A 15,924-nucleotide genomic window follows, 5' to 3' on the forward strand; every position below is an offset into this window, starting at 1 on the left:
CCCAACGCATGACCGCCTGCTCCAACTTTTGATAACCGAATTCTGACTTTGCGGAGATACCAGTGATCACAGTCCTTGCCGTGCACTTTGCGGTTGCCGCTGTGGCGCCGTTCATCTTCCGGAAGTTCGGCCGCAACTCGTTCTATGCGCTGGCCGCGGTACCTGCCGGTTCATTCATCTGGCTCCTGTTCCAGCACGCCGCCGTCTACGGCACCGGAGCTGCAAACACTGGAGCTGCAAACACCGGAGCCCCCGCAGCAGGCGGAGCCCCGGCCGAAACAGTCCCGTGGATCCCAAGCCTCGGCATCGAATTCGCCTTCCGCATGGACGCCCTGGCCTGGGTCATGTCGCTGCTGGTCCTCGGGGTCGGCGCCTTGGTGCTGGTCTACTGCGCCCGGTACTTCAAGGACAAGGACAGCTACCTCGGCGGCTTCGGCGCGCAACTGCTGGCATTCGCCGGGGCAATGTTCGGGCTGGTCACCGCGGATGACCTGCTGATGATGTTCATCTTCTGGGAACTCACCACGGTCCTGTCCTACCTCCTGATCGGCTACGCACGGACACGGCTTGCCGCCCGCCGCTCCGCGTTGCAGGCCCTCATGGTCACCACCGCCGGCGGCCTGGCCATGCTCGTCGGCCTGATCATGCTCGGCGCCAGCGCCGGCACCTACCGGATCTCGGCCATCCTCGAGCAGGCAGCGCAGCTGGTGTCCGGGCCGGCGGCGGGAGCCGTGGGAGCCGCCGTCGTCCTCATCCTGGCCGGTGCGGTGACCAAATCCGCGTTGGTTCCCTTCCACTTCTGGCTTCCGGGCGCCATGGCAGCGCCGACTCCCGTCAGCGCGTACCTGCACGCCGCAGCGATGGTGAAGGCCGGCGTGTACATCGTGGCGCGCCTCGCGCCGGGCTTCACGGAGACGGCCTACTGGCTGCCGGTGGTCCTCGGTCTGGGGCTCGCCACCATGCTGGTGGGCGGCTACCGGGCACTGCGCCAGACGGACATCAAGCTCATCCTGGCCTACGGCACCGTGAGCCAGCTCGGCTTCATCACCATGGTGGTGGGGCTCGGCAAGCCCGACGCCGCGCTGGCCGGCCTCGCCATGCTCCTCGCCCACGGGTTGTTCAAGGCAACGCTCTTCCTGGTGGTGGGCATCATCGACCACCAGTCCGGCACCCGCGACATCCGCCAGCTCTCGGGTGTTTTCCGCTCCTCCCGGGCCCTCGGCATCGTGGCCGGCATCGGCGCCGCTTCCATGGCCGGCATCCCGCTGCTGGGCGGGTTCGTCGCGAAGGAGTCGGTCCTCGAGGCGTTCGTGCACTTCGCCGCCGAGCCCGGTTATGGGCCCTGGGGTGCGGTGGTCCTGGCGGGCACGGTGCTCGGCTCCGTGCTGACCTTCGCCTACAGCGCGCGCTTCATGTGGGGCGCCTTCGCCGTGAAGCCGGGAGTCGAGCGCACCCCGTTCAAGGCCATCCGGCCGTCCTTCCTCGCAGCCCCTGCCGTCCTGAGCGGTCTCACCATCATTTACGGCCTGTGGCCGGTTCCGGTGGATGCCTGGATCCAGCCGTACGCGGCGCTGTTCACCGGGGGACCGCTCACCGAGGGAACGCACGACGCCGGCACTGCGGCGGGCGCCGCAGGTCACCTTGCGCTGTGGCACGGGCTGACCCCCGCCCTGGGCCTGACCGCCGTCACCTTCGCCGCCGGCGCGGCGATGTTCTACGGGCGGGCGGCGGTGGACCGGATCCAGAGCGCCGTTCCGGCCTGGTTCGACGCCGACCGCGGCTACCAGCTGACCATCGGCGCCCTGGACGACGCCGCCGTCTGGATCACCGGCCGCACGCAGCGTGGTTCGCTGTATTTCTACCTGGCCGTCATCCTCAGCGTCGCCTTCGTGCTTCCCCTGTCCGCCCTGATCGCCGCGAACAAGCCCCTTCCCGAGGGTCTGTACTTCGTCGACCCCAACTCGCCCCTGCAGCTGGTGGCGGGAGCCGGGATCGTGATCGGGGCCCTCGCCGCCGTCCGGGCCAACAAGCGCTTCCTTGCCGTGCTCATGGTCTCCGTCACCGGCTACGGCATTGCGCTGATGTTCGCGCTGCAGGGCGCCCCGGACCTGGCCCTGACGCAGATGCTCGTCGAAACCATCATCCTGGTGGCGTTCGTGCTGGCCATGCGCAGCCTTCCGGCGGAGCTGCGGGACCGCACCCGGGGCAAGTACCGGGTGGTCCGCGTGATCATCGGCCTGTCCTTCGGTGTCACCATGGTCTTCGCCGCCATCCACGCCATGGGCGCCCGCATCGCGACGCCGGTCTCCCTCGAGTTCCCCAAGCTGGCGTACGAGGGCGGCGGCGGCCTCAACATCGTCAACGTCACCCTGGTGGACATCCGCGCATGGGACACCTTCGGTGAGATTTCCGTGCTGGCGCTGGCCGCCACCGGCGTGGCAAGCCTCATCTTCGTCCGGGGACGCGGGGACCGGCTGCGTACGGCGTCCGCCGTGGCTGAAGGGACCGTCGGGCGCCGGCACGGCGTGGACAAGTCGTCGCGGGACGGCGCCGCCCTGGCGCTGACCCGGAAGTTCGCCGCGGCCGCGCGGGACCCGTGGCTCGTTGCCGGGCGCACGCTCGCGCCGGAGCGCCGCTCCATCATCTTCGAAGTGGTCACCCGGCTGGTCTTCCACTCGATGATCATCTTCTCCCTCTACCTGCTGCTGGCCGGACACAACCTCCCCGGCGGCGGCTTTGCCGGCGGCCTCATGGCCGGACTGGCCCTCACCCTGCGCTACCTTGCGGGCGGCCGCTTCGAACTGCGGGAAGCCACCCCCATCAGCGCGGGCACCCTGCTCGGGATCGGCCTGGCCACAGCCGCGTTGTCCGGCGCCGCCCCCGTCCTGCTGGGCGGCCAGGTGTTCCAGAGCGCCATCATCGAGTTCTGGCTGCCGGTCTTCGGCGACATCAAGTTCGTCACCTCCACCATCTTCGACACCGGCGTGTACATCGTCGTTGTCGGCCTGGTGCTGGATGTGCTCCGCAGCCTGGGCGCCGAGATCGACGAGCACTTCGAAGAACGCCCCCTGCAGGAGGGGGCGCAGCAGGACGCGCAGGAAGGCGACGGGGGCAGCGAAGAGGTGCCCGGCGGCGTTCCGGCCGGATCAACCCGAGGCGGCACCGCATGACCGTTAACCTGACCCTGCTGACCGTCATGGGCGCCCTCTACGCCTGCGGCATTTATTTGATCCTGGAACGCAGCCTCACGCGGGTGCTGCTGGGGCTGATGCTGCTGGCCAACGCCACCAACCTGCTGATCCTCGCCACCGGCGGCTACGCCGGGCTGGCCCCCTTCTTCAGCAAGGACACGGACCCTGCGTCCTACAATGACCCCCTGCCGCAGGCGCTGATCCTGACGTCCATCGTCATATCCTTCGCGGTCACCGCCTTCATGCTGGGCATCATCTACCGGACCTGGGTGCTTGCCCGCCAGGACGACATCCAGGACGACATCGAGGACCGCCGCGTGGCCGAAACCCCCAGCTTCGACGCCGAGGACGACGCCGTCATCCCCGTGGAAACCTCCGAGTTCCCGTTGCCCATGCGCGGGCCGGACGGTGCCGGAGCGGACGGTACTGCCGCAGACCGTTCCGCCACGGACGGGCCGACGGCGACCGTCGAGGCGGGCGGACGGACGCTCCTGGCCGAGCACGCGGCGCTGGAGGAAAAACCGGGATCCGGCAACATCCCCACCGACACGAACACGGGCACAGAAAAAGGCACGGCTACGGACGGAGGCGCGAAGTGAACCTCGCAAGCCTTGCCCCGCTCGCCGTCGTACTTCCCATCCTGGGCGCCGCCCTGACGTTCGTGCTGATCCGGCACTCGCGCGCGCAGCGCGCCGTCAGCATTGGCCTGCTCTCCCTCACCCTGCTGCTGGAGTGCCTGCTCCTGGCGTCCGTCTGGAACGGCGGCACGGCCGCGGTGAACATCGGCGGCTGGGTGCCGCCGTGGGGCATCGTCATGGTGGTGGACCAGTTCTCCTCGCTGATGCTCGTGGTGTCCTCCGCGGTGAGCCTCGCCGTCCTCGTGTACGCCACCGGGCAGGGCATGGCCGACGGCGACCAGGACGCCCCGGTGTCGATCTTCCACCCCACCTACCTGATCCTCGTGGCCGGCGTCTCCAATGCGTTCCTCTCCGGGGACCTGTTCAACCTCTACGTCGGCTTCGAGATCCTGCTGACGGCAAGCTATGTGCTGATGACCCTCGGCGGCACCGGCCCGCGCATCCGGGCGGGCGTCACCTACGTGGTGGTCTCGGTGGTCTCATCGGTGCTGTTCCTGATTGCCATCGCCATGGTCTACGGCGCCACCGGCACCATCAACATGGCGGACCTTGCCATCAAGCTGTCCGAACTGGACCAGGGAACCAGGACGCTCCTGCACGTCATGCTGCTGGTGGCCTTCGGCATCAAGGCCGCCGTGTTCCCGCTGTCCTTCTGGCTTCCGGACTCGTACCCCACCGCTCCGGCGCCCGTCACGGCCGTGTTCGCCGGCCTGCTCACCAAGGTGGGTGTCTACGCCATGGTCCGCACGGAAACCCTCCTCTTCCCCGGCGACAGCCTCAACACGCCCCTGATGGTGGTGGCGCTTCTGACCATGGTGGTCGGCATCCTGGGTGCGCTCGCCCAGAGCGACATCAAGCGTCTGCTGTCCTTCACCCTGGTCAGCCACATCGGCTACATGGTGTTCGGCCTGGCGATGTCCTCCGTGGCCGGCCTCGCCGCCGCGGTGTTCTATGTGGCGCACCACATCACCATCCAGACCAGCCTGTTCCTGGTCACCGGGCTGATTGAGCGCCGCGGCGGCAGCTCCTCGGTGGACCGGCTGGCCGGGCTGGCCAAGCTGTCCCCGCTGCTGGCGCTGCTGTTCTTCGTGCCCGCCATGAACCTGGCCGGCATCCCGCCGTTCTCGGGCTTCCTGGGCAAGCTGGGCCTGATGCAGGCCGGCATCGGCCTGGGCACGCCGCTGGCCTACGCGCTGGTGATCGGCGGTGTGCTGACGAGCCTCCTGACCCTCCTGGCCGTTGCCCGCGTATGGAACCGTGCGTTCTGGCGCAAGGCCGAGGACGCGGAGCACCCCGACCCCGTCCTGCTGGCGGTCCCCGCCCTGGAGTCGAGCCGGGAGTCGAGCCGGGAATCGAGCCCGGAAGCCGCTCCCGGGACGGCATCGGAACCCGGTACGGCACCGGTAACCGGCACGACGGCGGTGCGCCTGCTGCCGCGGACCATGGTGGGGTCCACGCTCGGCCTGGTGGTGCTGGGAGTGGCGCTCACGGTCTTCGCCGGCCCGCTCTTCCAGGTGGCGGACCAGTCCGCCGCGGCCATGCTGGACAGGTCCGCCTACATCCAGGCGGTGCTCGGTGACGGCGCGCCGGTCCCGGCCCTGGCCCTGGGCGGAGGCGAAAAGTGAGCCGGCAAAGGGTGTCCCTGCGGCAGGAACTGCCGCTGCTGGTCTGGCTGGTCATCGTCTGGGGAGCGCTCTGGCAGGACTTCAGCCCAGGCAACCTGCTCTTCGGCGCCCTGCTGGCGATTGCGGTGGCACGCCTGTTCTACCTGCCGCCGGTGGAGCTCAGCGGCCGCTTCAACGTGCTGCGCGCTGTTCCGTTCGCGGCGGTGTTCCTCGGCAAGGTGGTGGCCGCCAGCTGCCAGGTGTTCTACCTGGCGCTGACCCAGGGGCCCAGGGTGACCAACGCCGTCGTCGCCGTTCCGTTGCGCAGTCATTCGGACCTGATGGTGACGGCGACCGGCCACGTGATCTCCCTGATCCCGGGGTCTCTCGTGGTGGAGGTGGACAGGTCCACCTCCACGCTCTACATCCATGGACTGAACGTCCGCAACGGGGAGGACGTCCTCAAGCTGCGCAAGGAGGTCCGCGACACCGAGGCGGGGCTCATCCGGATCATGGGAACGAAGGAAGAGCTTGCCGCCCTGAACCAGGAGGTTGCCGCATGATGGAGCTGGTCCTCACCGTCACGGCCGTGGCGCTGGCCCTCGCCGCCGCGGGCGCGATCATCCGCATTGCCCGTGGCCCCTCGCTGCTGGACCGGGTCCTCGCGGCGGACGTGCTGCTGGCCATCCTCGGCGCGGCGCTGTGCATCGACATGGCCGTGAACCGGCACCTGAACAACCTGATGCTGGTGGTGGCCATCACCGTGATCGGGTTCATCGGCTCAGTGACGGTGGCCCGCTTCGTCGCCGACAGGCGGGAGCAGCCCAATGAGTCCTGAGCCCAACGCCGTGGATACCGTGATCGATGCCGTTTCGGCGGTCTTCATGGTGGTGGGCGCCCTGATGTCCCTCGCCGCCGCCATTGGCCTGCTCCGCTTCCCGGACCTGATGAGCCGCATGCACGCCGCCACGAAGCCGCAGGTGCTGGGGCTGTTCCTGCTGCTGGCAGCGGTTGGGCTGCAGCTGCGCACGTGGTGGGTGTGGCCCGTGCTGCTGGTGGCCTGGATCTTCCAGCTGCTCACCGTGCCTGTCTCTGCCCACATGGTGGGCCGCGCCGGCTACCGCACCAAACACCTCCACAAGGAACTGCTCAGTACCGACGATCTGGAGGCCGTGGTGCTGAAGGCCGCCAAGGCGGCCCGGGGTTCGGACGAGGACGACGGCGGTCATCACCCGCCGTCGTAAGCGATTGAAAATCGATAGGAAGCCAGCGATACTCGATGCATGCATAAGACAAACCTGGCGGTAGCCGCGCTTCGGATCCTGCTGGTCATGGCCTTCGGCCTGCTGCTGGTGTTCCAGACCCTGTCCCTGCCCGGACAGTTCGCCCACATGGCGCAGGAGAACCCCGCCGATGCGCCCCTGCGGTGGCCGCTGACAATTTTCGCGGTCGTGGAGGTGGCCTGCGTGCAGGTGGTGATCGTGAGCACCTGGAAACTCCTCACCATGGTCAAGCGGGACCGCATCTTCAGCAAGGCGGCCCTGGCCTGGGTGGACGCGATTGTGTGGGCGGTGCTCACCGCCTGGGTCCTGCTGGCCGGCCTCTTCCTCTTCATCGTGCTGAACGCCGACGATCCCGGAGTGCCGATGATCCTGATGCTGATGCTGGTCGGCGGTGCTGTCATCGGGCTGCTCATGGTGGTGATGCGCGCGCTGCTGCGGCAGGCCACGGTGCTGCGGACCGACATGGAAGCCGTGATCTGATGCCGATCGTGGTGCGCATCGACGTCGAGCTGGCAAAACGGAAGATGAGCGTGGGCGAGTTCGCAGACCGGGTGGGCCTGACGCCCGCAAACGTGGCCGTGCTGAAGAACGGCCGGGCCAAGGCCGTGCGCTTCAGCACGCTGGAGGCGATGTGCCGGGTGCTCGGCTGCCAGCCCGGCGACCTGCTCGAGTGGGTCGAGGACTGAAAGAGCCAGGGCCCCGTCTGCTGTGCAGGCGGGGCCCTGGCCGGTAGCGGCGGATTGCTGGGTTTACCGGGTTGCGAGCACCCCGGTGGCGGTACCGCCGCGGCTGGACTGGACCAGAACGCTGGTGATCTGCCGGTTCGGTCCCGGCTTGGCCCGGTAGGACCAGGCGCCGAGGGTGTCCACCTGGGCCGTGCCGATCTTGCTGACGGCGCGGCCGGGAGTGGTGTCGTAGATGATCACCGTGGGGGCGGGGATCAGGACGGCGGTGTTGCCTGCCAGTGTTGAGGTGCCCGTGACCCGCAGCTCGGTGCCGAGCCGGTGGCGGGATCCCGCGACGGCGACGGTGTCCGTCTGGACCGTCAGGTTCACGGTTGCCGGGGCACTGCCGATGCCGTTGGCGTCTGTGACGATCAGCTGGAGCTGGATGGGATCGTTGGACTTGGCCGTCAGCGGTGCCGTATCCGTGGTCCTGGCGTAGTACGGGACGGTGATGGTGGGCTTGGCGGCGGTGTCGCTGGAGAAGGTGACGGCCGGTCCGCTGACCTGGAGCCACTTGTAGCTGGCGGCGCCGGTGGAGGCGCTGCCGTCCAGCTGGACGGTTCCGCCGCGGGTCACGGAGGTCGAAGCGGCGGTGGCTACCGCCGTCGTCGGCTGCGTTTGGCCGGGAACGGAACCGCTGCCGGTATCGACGACGGGACCTGGGTCCGGTGCGGGGGTTACCGGGTCCAGCCCCGCCGGGGTTGCGGCGCCGCCGGAGACGGTCACCGGCAGGGAAGCCGCACCGCCGTCAGCCGTTTTCACGGTTACCGAGGCCGGGGGAGCCAGCACTGCGAACGACTTTTCAGCCGGCGCTCCGGCGGTCGCCGGTGCCTCCAGGGTGCCCAGCCCGGTGACGGTCAGCGGGTAGCCGACGCTGGAGACGGCACCGACGGTCAGGGTGGTTCCGTCGTAGACCGCCTTGGTGACCATGATCCCGCTCGGTTTGGTGACGCTGATCTGGCTGCTGCTGGCCGGCTTGTCGCCGATGTTGGTGACCTTCACGGTGGAAGGAGCGGACCCGGTGAACTGGACGCGGGCGTAGTACCGGCCGGTGTCGGGGTCGCTGAGCATGGGCGTGGTCTCGAAAACGCCGGCCTGGCCGTCGACCTGGAGCTGGGCGCCGTTACCGCTGCTGGCGAACACGTCGATCATGCTGCCGTTCAGGACGGCCCTGTCGCCGCTGACGCCCTGGTTGGTGGAGATCTTGCCCTGCACGGTGAACTGGTCCGTCTCCAGGGACAGGCCGCCGCCGCTGACCGAGAACTTGTTGTAGTTGAACGGGCTGCCGACGACGGTGTGGTCCTGGGCCGGGTCGCCGAGGTACCCCTCGGGGGCTGCCGGTGCCGCGGCCGGATCCCACTTCAGGAACGGGCCGATGTTGCTCTTCAGTGCCGTGCTGAAGTTGCCCACGGCGGGCGAGATGTCCTCGACGAGTTTGCCGTCGCCGGCGCCGTCGGTGTCGATGCTGATGGTGCCGTAGGGGTGCTGGAACGTCAGGGTGCTGTTGGCCGGGCCGCCCTTGACCACGATGCGCTGCCGGCCGAACACCACCTGGTCGCCTTGGGTGACCGTGTTGGCGAAAGCCGCCTCCAGGCCGAGGACCAGAACGGCGCGTCCGCCGCCGGGCAGCGTCAGTTCGGAGCCGGCAAGCATGTAGAACGCCTCCTCCGGGAAGTTGTCCGGGAAGGATATGGGGGCGGTCCCGTCCGGAATGTCACCGGGCAGGAACCCGCACAGCGGGTTCTCCGCGTCGAGGCAGAGCTCGACCCGGGTCTTGTTGCTGTCCTCGTACCAGGACGGGAAGCCGTACTCGGTGTTGACGGGCCCGACGCCGGTCAGCCCGCCGGGGTTCTTTACGGTCACCTGTGTGGCGGCCAGGGATGTTCCGGCACCGGACGCTGCCAGGAGCAGGGCGGTGGCGGCGGCAACTGCACGCCGGCGGGATGCCGGGCGGGGGGCCCGATGTCGTGGGGTCAGGCGCCGGGCCGACAGGAAATGTGGGGTGGATACCATCTTGTGTCTCCTCGAAGAAACGCTGATGGCATCCACTAAAGGCGGCGGGGGTTGGAAAAACGTTCGGGCAGGAGGCTGGAAAAACCTTGGAATCCAAGGCTTTCTACGGCGGTGTGGGGGGACCCGTGTTGTCCTTGCCAAGGCGTGCCAGGCGGCCCGGGCCGGCCGCCTGCGGTGCAGGATGCGAACGGACCCGGCACCGCGGGTCTGCGGCGCCGGGTCCGGCTGTTGTGAGTCCGGCCGAGGTCATCAGCACTGCCGGGTTCAGAACAAAAAACAGTATGGTCTGCCGAATTTGGGGAATCCCGGTCCGGTCCTGGGGGAAACCCGGTCCGGACACGAAACGTGGCGGCAGACACCCCACCCCGGTTGGGGGTTGCGGGCCCACAGGCCGTTTCAGGTCCGGCAGTTAGACGATGTCCTGGGTCTTGGCGAAGCGGGTGATGGCCCGCTGTGTGCCGCGGTTGGCGAGCACCTGGATGACCGCGCTTACGGACGCCGAGATGAGGGCGAACGTCAGGGCTGTGCGCAGCGTGGTGGGGACGTCGTCCTTGTCCCCCTTGGGAGGCTTCTGCCCGGTGACCTTTTCCCAGATGGTGTCGACGGCCTTGGTGCCGGCGAATCCTGCCAGCAGGCTGATGCCCGTGCCAAGCAGCTTGATCAAGAAACTCATTCCGGAACTCCTCGCGTGGTGAACACTGGTCTTTCCCTAGCCTATCCGCATGCAGCGCTAGCCTGTCCGCATGGACCGGTGGATTTCCCGCAAGGCCTGCACCACGAGGTCATGGTCCGCTTTCTGCGGCAGCCCGGACACCGTGACCACGGCCACCGCTCCGACATCCTTGACATAGATGGGGAAGGCCCCGCCGTGGGCAGCGTAGGCGGACTGGTCGAACCAGGCGTTGTCCTCGATCCGCCCGCCGCCGGTCCGGCCGCGCAGGCCCACCAGCAGTGACGGTTCCTCGTAGCGCACGGCAGTCCGCTGCTTGGCCCGCACCCAGCCCTCGTTGTCCGGGGTGGCACCCTCGAGGGCCGCGTGGAAGAGAACCTGTTCGCCCTTGGTGATGTCGATGGCGATGGGCAGGTTGTCCTCCTTGCCGCGCTCCACCAGTTCCAGGCCGAGCGCCAGGGCGTCGTCCTTGCTGAACCTCGGGAACTGCAGCTCGGCGATTTCACCCTCGATCCGACCGATCAGGGCTTCCAGGGATCCCGCCGGCTGGTCCTCGGCGGAATCGGGGTCAAAGGCGGGCAGGGCAGCGCTGCCGGAGTCCTGTAGCGTCATGGCCCCAATGTACTCCGGGCGGCAGTCCGGGCGGCGCAGGAAGAGTCCCGGATTGTGACGGCAGCCCCGGGATTCCGGGACCGCCGGGGTGTAAACTGGACCAGCCCACAAGGGCAGATTTATCACGACAGGGGAGCGCCGCCGTCGGGATGCAAAGGCAACTGCCAGCGCAACCGCGGATGGGCGCTGAGAGTGCGGACAGCCGCAGACCCTCGAACCTGATCCGGCTAGTACCGGCGCAAGGGAGTCGAGTTCTCAGAGCGCCCGGCAGCAGGTGGTCCAGCCACCGGCAGCCGGGGGAACGCTTTCCCCTCCTGTTCCTCAGGAGGACCATCATGACAACTGCAGCAATCAAGAAGACCAGTTATAACTGGCGCGTGGCGGACATCGTGGTCGCGGCACTCATTGCCGTTGCCGGCGGCGTCATCTTCTGGGCGTGGTCCCAGGGCGCCAACCTCATTTCCACTCCCGTCAACGCCGTCTACCCGCCGCTGAGCGGCCTGTACGCCGGCGGCTGGATGATCCCGGCGGTGCTGGGCATGCTCATCATCCGCAAGCCCGGCGCTGCCCTGTTCTGCGAAACCGTCGCAGCCACCGGCGAGCTCCTTATGGGCTCGCAGTACGGCACCACCGTGCTGATTTCCGGCGTCCTCCAGGGCCTGGGCGCGGAGCTCGTGTTCGCCGCCCTGGTGTACCGGAAGTTCAACCTCCCGGCATCGCTGCTTGCGGGTGCTGGCGCCGGCCTGTTCTGCGGCCTGAACGACTCCTTCGCGCCGTGGGGCTGGAACATCGCGTACACCGCCGGTGACAAGCTCGCGTACATCGTGTTCTGCGCCATTTCCGGCGCTGTCATCGCCGGTGCCCTGTCCTGGGTCGCCACCCGCGGCTTGGCCAAGACCGGTGTCCTGAGCTCCTTCGCCTCCCGCAAGGCAGCCACGGAGCCCGTCTTCTCCTGATGCCGGCACATTACGACGGCGGCGTCCGCCCCGCCGCGGTACACGCCCGCGGCTGGGGCTGGCGCCACGCCGGCCGCACCAAGCCCGCCGTCCACGCCCTGGACCTGGACATCCGCCCCGGCGAGCGGGTCCTGCTGCTGGGCCCCTCCGGGGCCGGCAAGTCCACGCTGCTCCATGCCCTGGCCGGCGTGCTGGGGGACAGCGACTCGGGCGGCAGTCCGGCGGACGACCGCGGTCCGCGGGGCACCGGGGCGCCGGACCCTGACGACGCCGACGAGAGCGGCGAGCTGCTCATCGACGGTGCGCCGCCGCGCGCCCAGCGCGGCCGTGCCGGACTCATGCAGCAGGACCCGGAAACCCAGGTGGTGCTCTCCCGCCTGGGCGACGACGTCGCGTTCGGCGCCGAAAACCTCTCGGTGCCCCGCGACGAGATCTGGCGCCGCGTGCACGAGGCACTGGACGACGTCGGACTCGCCCACCTGCCGCTGAACCACCCGACGTCGGCCCTGTCCGGCGGCCAGAAGCAGCGCCTGGCGCTCGCCGGCATCCTGGCGATGCGGCCGGGACTGATCCTGCTGGACGAGCCGACCGCGAACCTCGACCCCGCCGGCGTCCTGGAGGTCCGGGATGCCGTGGGCCGCTGCCTCGACAAGACCGGGGCCACCCTGGTGGTGGTGGAGCACCGGGTGGCCGCGTGGAAAGACCTGGTGGACCGCATCGTGGTGCTGCAGCCGGGATCCGCCACGGACGGCGCGGTGCTGATCGACGGGACGCCTGACGAGGTCCTCGAACAGGCCCGCGGGATGCTCACTGCCGCCGGTGTGTGGGTCCCGGGCTACGTTCCCGAAACCCGGCGCCGTTCGGCCGCCGGTCCGTCCAGCGGAAACGGCGGCCAGCTGCTGCTCGCCGCCGAAAAACTCGCCGTGTCACGGGAACGGCCCCGGCGACGCGGCTTCCGCTCGGTGCCGCCCGAGCCCGTCCTCCGCGACGTCACGGCACAGGTCAGGGCGGGGGAGGCGCTGACCGTCACCGGTCCCAACGGCGCCGGCAAGTCCACGTTCGCGCTGACCCTCGCCGGGCTGCTGCGGCCCGTGGACGGCAAGGTCTCCGCGGCCGTGGAGCTGAGCGGCGGCGCCGGCATCGACCCGTACAAGTGGAAGGCCGAGCAGCTGATCTCCCGGATCGGCACGGTGTTCCAGGAGCCCGAGCACCAGTTCGTCACCGGCCGCGTCCTGGACGAACTGCTCTTCGGCCCCCGCCACCTGGGGCACGGAAAGGAGCGGGTCGACGAGCTGCTGGAGCGCCTGCGCCTCACGCACCTGGTGGACGCCAACCCCTACACCCTGTCCGGCGGGGAGAAGCGCCGGCTGTCCGTGGCCACGGTCCTGGCCGCGAACCCGCAGGTGCTGGTCCTGGACGAGCCCACCTTCGGCCAGGACGCCAACACCTGGGCGGAGCTCGCCTCGTTCCTTTCCGAACTGCTCGACGCCGGCACGGCCGTGGTGTCCGTGACCCACGACGAGGAGTTCACCCATGTGCTCGGCGGCACCGAGCTCAGGCTGGGGTCGCGCGGCCGGCCCGAGCCACGGCCCGTGCCGACATCACACACCGTGCCGACATCACACACCGTGCCGACATCAGAAGCCGCACCGACATCAGAACAGGCGGCGACATGAGGGAAGCACTGGCACTCGCCGGAAACCGGGCGGTGCTGACCCGTGCCAATCCGCTGGCCAAGTTCGCCGCGGTCTTCCTGATCACCCTGGCCCTGGCGTTGTCCATCGACTGGATGTCAGCGTCCGTGGCGCTGGCCTGTGAACTGCTGGTCTTTCCACTGGCCGGATTGACCTTCTCGCTGCTCTGGCAGCGCGGCTGGCCGCTGATCCTGGCTGCCGCCGTGGGCGGGTGGAGCACTTCCATCCTGGCGCCGGACAGCGGAAGGATACTGCTCGACGTCGGCCTCTGGTCCATGAGCGAAGGTTCCCTCCAGCTGGGGCTTGGGTTCCTGCTCCGGGGACTGGCCATCGCCCTGCCCGCGGTGCTGCTGATGAGCTGCACCGATCCCACCGACCTGGCGGACGCCCTGGCCCAGAAGGCTCGGCTGCCGCACCGGTTTGTGCTGGGGACCCTGGCCGCGATGCGGCTGGTCGGGCTGATGGCGGAGGAATGGCAGACCATCGGCATGGCCCGGCGCGCCCGCGGGGTGGGATCGCGCGGCAATCCGTGGCAGCGGGTGCGGGCCACCCTCGGGCAGAGCTTCGGCCTCCTGGTCCAGGCCATCCGCCGCGCCACACGGCTTGCGGTGACCATGGAGGCCCGCGGGTTCGGCGGCGCCAGCCGGACCTGGGCGCGTGTGTCCACGTACAGCGTGCTGGACATCTGGGTGGTGCTCGGCGGAGTCCTCATCGCCGCCGGCGCCGTGGCCGCCGCGCTGTGGGCCGGCACCTGGCACATGGTGTGGCTGGAAGGCTCCTAGGAGTTAAGCTGCCGGCCGGGCCATCCGGACCTCGGCCAGTCCCTCCCAGTCGTCGATTGTGTCCCTGGCGCCGGTGAAGGCAAAGCCGTTGCGCCGGTAGAAGGCCTGGGCGCGCGGGTTTTCCTCGGCAACCCACAGCCCGGCCGGCTCGTTCCCGAGCGCGGCATCGAGCAGGGCCTGGCCCAGCCCCCTGCCATGGTGGGAGGCGAGGACATAGATGCCCCAGAGCTCGGTCTGCTCCCGCACGCCGTCCTCGGCCGGAAGCGAGCCGGCAAACCCCACCAGCTTCCCGCCGTCGTCCGCTACGAACTGCCGGGCCGCATGCGGACCGGCCAGAAGATGCCGCCACATAGCCAGCCGCCCTTCCACGCCCTGGCTGGCCATGAAGCCCGGTGAGAGCAGGTGCGCGTAGGTCTCGCGCCAGCATTCCAGATGGAGCCGGGCCAGGTCCTCAGCGTCTCCGGGTGCGGCCCGGCGGACGTGGCAGGTGTGATCCGTGGGCCGAGTCTAGTGCTGCGCCTCAGAGGCAGGAGTGGTTGTGGTCGAAACCGTCGGCCACGAACTGCGTGAGGGCCACGTTGCCACCCGCGGTGAGGGGCTCCGCCGAACACATGTCCTCGGCCTCGGCGGCGGTGTGCGCCCCGGCAAGCCAGCTTGGCAGGGAGTAGAGGCTGCTGGCCGAGCCCACCTCGCCGACGATCTGTCCCCACTGCCGGGCGGAGGAGTAGATGCCCACCCTGGCGCCGATGCTGTGGAAGAAGTCCGCCATGCCCTCGAGGTCCGCCCGGTTCGCATTCCTGTCGCCGGACCAGCTGTTGCCAGTCTCCACGTCCAGCCACCAGAGGTAGGTCCCAGGTTCGGAGATAGTGCGGAGGTAGGCGTCGTCGAAGGCCTTGGCATAGCCGTACATGTACGCGCACGCGGCGTCCTCCTGCCCCTGGCACGTGCCGTACGGGTTGGACACGGTCTGGCCGCCGTATTCGTTGTTCGTCGGCCACCAGGAGCCCCGCAGTCCGGGGTTGGCCGTGTTCACGTAGAGCGCCAGGCGTGGCTGGCCCGTCCCGCCGGCCGAACCGTCCGCCCAGTCAAGCTGCTGGTGGAGGCACGGGTTCGTGGTGTTTGCCAGGCCGTTGTTGACCCCGACAATGGCAAACGCGGGGTCATCGGGCAGGTCGTCGCTGCACTGCGGCCAGGAAACGTCGTTGCCCAGGAGTCTTCCGTTGCCGGACGCTTCGGTGCCGGATGCTTCGTTGCCGGACGCTTCGGTGCCAGGCCGGGCGGGGCCGGACCCTGGCTGCTGCGCGGGTTTCCGGGTTGCCGGCTGCGGTGACTGCCGGGGCGCGGGCGGCTGCGCCTGCGGGGCGCCGCCGGGGGTGGCGGTAGCCGTGGGCGACGCCTGGGCGACCGCTGATTCGGGTGCCGGCGGCGCGCCGTCGTCGAGCCTTGGACCCGGGATAAAACCCACGGCGGTTGCGACGGCAAATGACAGCAGCGCTGAAGCCCGGCGCCCTGCCGGGCGCCTCCCGATCAGTACAGCGGAGCTGAAAATGGACAGGGCGGCCTCCCGTTCCCTTATGGCCGCAACAGGTACCGCTAGCTTGCTCCCGGATACGCGCCGAGGTCAAGGCGGGCGCCGGGTGCTTGACTCGGATCGGGAAGGCCGAGACGGATTCTGTCACACGGCGCTGACCCGTTACTGAAAGTTTATGCATGTAACGGGTATGTCAAGGGCTTCTCGCCCGGATATGGGCCGCAG

At 69.0% G+C, this 15,924-nt stretch carries 16 protein-coding genes and 1 riboswitch; of the genes, 11 read left to right on the top strand and 5 right to left on the bottom strand.

From position 1 onward, the window contains the following. The first annotated feature begins 62 nt into the window (after positions 1 to 62). The 8 genes from R5O87_RS15300 to R5O87_RS15335 are packed head-to-tail and all read left to right on the top strand — an operon-like array spanning position 63 to position 7,402. On the top strand, positions 63 to 3,170 hold the full coding sequence (locus R5O87_RS15300) for a Na+/H+ antiporter subunit A (protein WP_410556216.1): 3,108 nt from the start codon (positions 63 to 65) through the stop codon (positions 3,168 to 3,170). After that, complete coding sequence (locus tag R5O87_RS15305; RefSeq protein ID WP_410556217.1) at positions 3,167 to 3,790, top strand: Na(+)/H(+) antiporter subunit C; 624 nt, start codon at positions 3,167 to 3,169, stop codon at positions 3,788 to 3,790. Before R5O87_RS15300 ends, R5O87_RS15305 begins: the two co-directional genes overlap by 4 nt. Continuing rightward, positions 3,787 to 5,454: a Na+/H+ antiporter subunit D gene (locus tag R5O87_RS15310; RefSeq protein WP_410556218.1), complete on the top strand. Its 1,668-nt coding sequence runs from the start codon at positions 3,787 to 3,789 to the stop codon at positions 5,452 to 5,454. Before R5O87_RS15305 ends, R5O87_RS15310 begins: the two co-directional genes overlap by 4 nt. Then, the gene (locus tag R5O87_RS15315) at positions 5,451 to 5,996 is read left to right on the top strand and encodes a Na+/H+ antiporter subunit E (RefSeq protein ID WP_410556219.1); all 546 of its coding nucleotides are present in this window, start codon (positions 5,451 to 5,453) and stop codon (positions 5,994 to 5,996) included. The genes R5O87_RS15310 and R5O87_RS15315 overlap by 4 nt, the downstream gene beginning before the upstream one ends. After that, complete coding sequence (locus R5O87_RS15320) at positions 5,993 to 6,271, top strand: monovalent cation/H+ antiporter complex subunit F (protein ID WP_410556220.1); 279 nt, start codon at positions 5,993 to 5,995, stop codon at positions 6,269 to 6,271. The genes R5O87_RS15315 and R5O87_RS15320 overlap by 4 nt, the downstream gene beginning before the upstream one ends. After that, entirely contained in the window at positions 6,261 to 6,677 is a 417-nt protein-coding gene (mnhG, locus tag R5O87_RS15325) for a monovalent cation/H(+) antiporter subunit G (protein ID WP_410556221.1), read from the top strand. The genes R5O87_RS15320 and mnhG overlap by 11 nt, the downstream gene beginning before the upstream one ends. Before the next feature lie 39 nt (positions 6,678 to 6,716). Continuing rightward, on the top strand, positions 6,717 to 7,196 hold the full coding sequence (locus tag R5O87_RS15330) for a DUF2975 domain-containing protein (protein WP_410556222.1): 480 nt from the start codon (positions 6,717 to 6,719) through the stop codon (positions 7,194 to 7,196). Continuing rightward, positions 7,196 to 7,402 carry a helix-turn-helix domain-containing protein gene (locus tag R5O87_RS15335; RefSeq protein ID WP_377992737.1) on the top strand — a complete coding sequence of 69 codons (207 nt, stop codon included), beginning with the start codon at positions 7,196 to 7,198 and terminating at the stop codon, positions 7,400 to 7,402. The genes R5O87_RS15330 and R5O87_RS15335 overlap by 1 nt, the downstream gene beginning before the upstream one ends. A 63-nt stretch (positions 7,403 to 7,465) precedes the next feature. Here the strand turns inward: R5O87_RS15335 and R5O87_RS15340 are convergent, their stop codons facing one another. From R5O87_RS15340 to R5O87_RS15350, 3 genes are all read right to left on the bottom strand, one after another. Next, entirely contained in the window at positions 7,466 to 9,454 is a 1,989-nt protein-coding gene (locus tag R5O87_RS15340) for a hypothetical protein (protein WP_410556223.1), read from the bottom strand. Between the two features lie 409 nt (positions 9,455 to 9,863). Beyond that, positions 9,864 to 10,127: a DUF4235 domain-containing protein gene (locus R5O87_RS15345; RefSeq protein WP_410556224.1), complete on the bottom strand. Its 264-nt coding sequence runs from the start codon at positions 10,125 to 10,127 to the stop codon at positions 9,864 to 9,866. 57 nt (positions 10,128 to 10,184) lie between these two features. After that, entirely contained in the window at positions 10,185 to 10,736 is a 552-nt protein-coding gene (locus R5O87_RS15350) for a heme-degrading domain-containing protein (protein ID WP_410556225.1), read from the bottom strand. Between the two features lie 119 nt (positions 10,737 to 10,855). Continuing rightward, positions 10,856 to 10,999, top strand: a riboswitch (TPP riboswitch). Between the two features lie 72 nt (positions 11,000 to 11,071). Between R5O87_RS15350 and R5O87_RS15355 the strand changes: the two genes are divergently transcribed. From R5O87_RS15355 to R5O87_RS15365, 3 genes are read left to right on the top strand one after another with little or no spacing between them, the layout of a single operon-like run. Next, positions 11,072 to 11,692 carry an ECF transporter S component gene (locus R5O87_RS15355; protein WP_410556226.1) on the top strand — a complete coding sequence of 207 codons (621 nt, stop codon included), beginning with the start codon at positions 11,072 to 11,074 and terminating at the stop codon, positions 11,690 to 11,692. Next, positions 11,692 to 13,368, top strand: coding sequence for an ABC transporter ATP-binding protein (locus R5O87_RS15360; protein ID WP_410556227.1), 1,677 nt, complete (start codon positions 11,692 to 11,694; stop codon positions 13,366 to 13,368). Before R5O87_RS15355 ends, R5O87_RS15360 begins: the two co-directional genes overlap by 1 nt. Next, positions 13,365 to 14,168 (top strand): energy-coupling factor transporter transmembrane component T family protein, encoded by an 804-nt coding sequence (locus R5O87_RS15365; RefSeq protein ID WP_410556228.1) that lies wholly within the window; start codon positions 13,365 to 13,367, stop codon positions 14,166 to 14,168. The genes R5O87_RS15360 and R5O87_RS15365 overlap by 4 nt, the downstream gene beginning before the upstream one ends. Before the next feature lie 3 nt (positions 14,169 to 14,171). Here R5O87_RS15365 and R5O87_RS15370 read toward each other — a convergent pair whose 3' ends face one another. Both R5O87_RS15370 and R5O87_RS15375 read right to left on the bottom strand, forming a co-directional pair. Continuing rightward, complete coding sequence (locus R5O87_RS15370) at positions 14,172 to 14,519, bottom strand: GNAT family N-acetyltransferase (RefSeq protein ID WP_410556230.1); 348 nt, start codon at positions 14,517 to 14,519, stop codon at positions 14,172 to 14,174. Positions 14,520 to 14,688: 169 nt separating this feature from the next. Then, positions 14,689 to 15,633: a glycoside hydrolase family 25 domain-containing protein gene (locus R5O87_RS15375; RefSeq protein ID WP_410556231.1), complete on the bottom strand. Its 945-nt coding sequence runs from the start codon at positions 15,631 to 15,633 to the stop codon at positions 14,689 to 14,691. Positions 15,634 to 15,924: the final 291 nt, after the last annotated feature.

It is taken from the genome of Arthrobacter globiformis, assembly GCF_046536215.2.
GTDB lineage: Bacteria > Actinomycetota > Actinomycetes > Actinomycetales > Micrococcaceae > Arthrobacter > Arthrobacter globiformis_E.

Coding starts and splice junctions, on each gene's coding strand:
- R5O87_RS15305 (WP_410556217.1), top strand. CDS start 3,167: ATGACCGTTAACCTGACCCTGCTGACCGTCATGGGCGCCCTCTACGCC.
- R5O87_RS15320 (WP_410556220.1), top strand. CDS start 5,993: ATGATGGAGCTGGTCCTCACCGTCACGGCCGTGGCGCTGGCCCTCGCC.
- mnhG (WP_410556221.1), top strand. CDS start 6,261: ATGAGTCCTGAGCCCAACGCCGTGGATACCGTGATCGATGCCGTTTCG.
- R5O87_RS15330 (WP_410556222.1), top strand. CDS start 6,717: ATGCATAAGACAAACCTGGCGGTAGCCGCGCTTCGGATCCTGCTGGTC.
- R5O87_RS15335 (WP_377992737.1), top strand. CDS start 7,196: ATGCCGATCGTGGTGCGCATCGACGTCGAGCTGGCAAAACGGAAGATG.
- R5O87_RS15340 (WP_410556223.1), bottom strand. CDS start 9,454: ATGGTATCCACCCCACATTTCCTGTCGGCCCGGCGCCTGACCCCACGA.
- R5O87_RS15345 (WP_410556224.1), bottom strand. CDS start 10,127: ATGAGTTTCTTGATCAAGCTGCTTGGCACGGGCATCAGCCTGCTGGCA.
- R5O87_RS15350 (WP_410556225.1), bottom strand. CDS start 10,736: ATGACGCTACAGGACTCCGGCAGCGCTGCCCTGCCCGCCTTTGACCCC.
- R5O87_RS15355 (WP_410556226.1), top strand. CDS start 11,072: ATGACAACTGCAGCAATCAAGAAGACCAGTTATAACTGGCGCGTGGCG.
- R5O87_RS15360 (WP_410556227.1), top strand. CDS start 11,692: ATGCCGGCACATTACGACGGCGGCGTCCGCCCCGCCGCGGTACACGCC.
- R5O87_RS15365 (WP_410556228.1), top strand. CDS start 13,365: ATGAGGGAAGCACTGGCACTCGCCGGAAACCGGGCGGTGCTGACCCGT.
- R5O87_RS15370 (WP_410556230.1), bottom strand. CDS start 14,519: ATGTGGCGGCATCTTCTGGCCGGTCCGCATGCGGCCCGGCAGTTCGTA.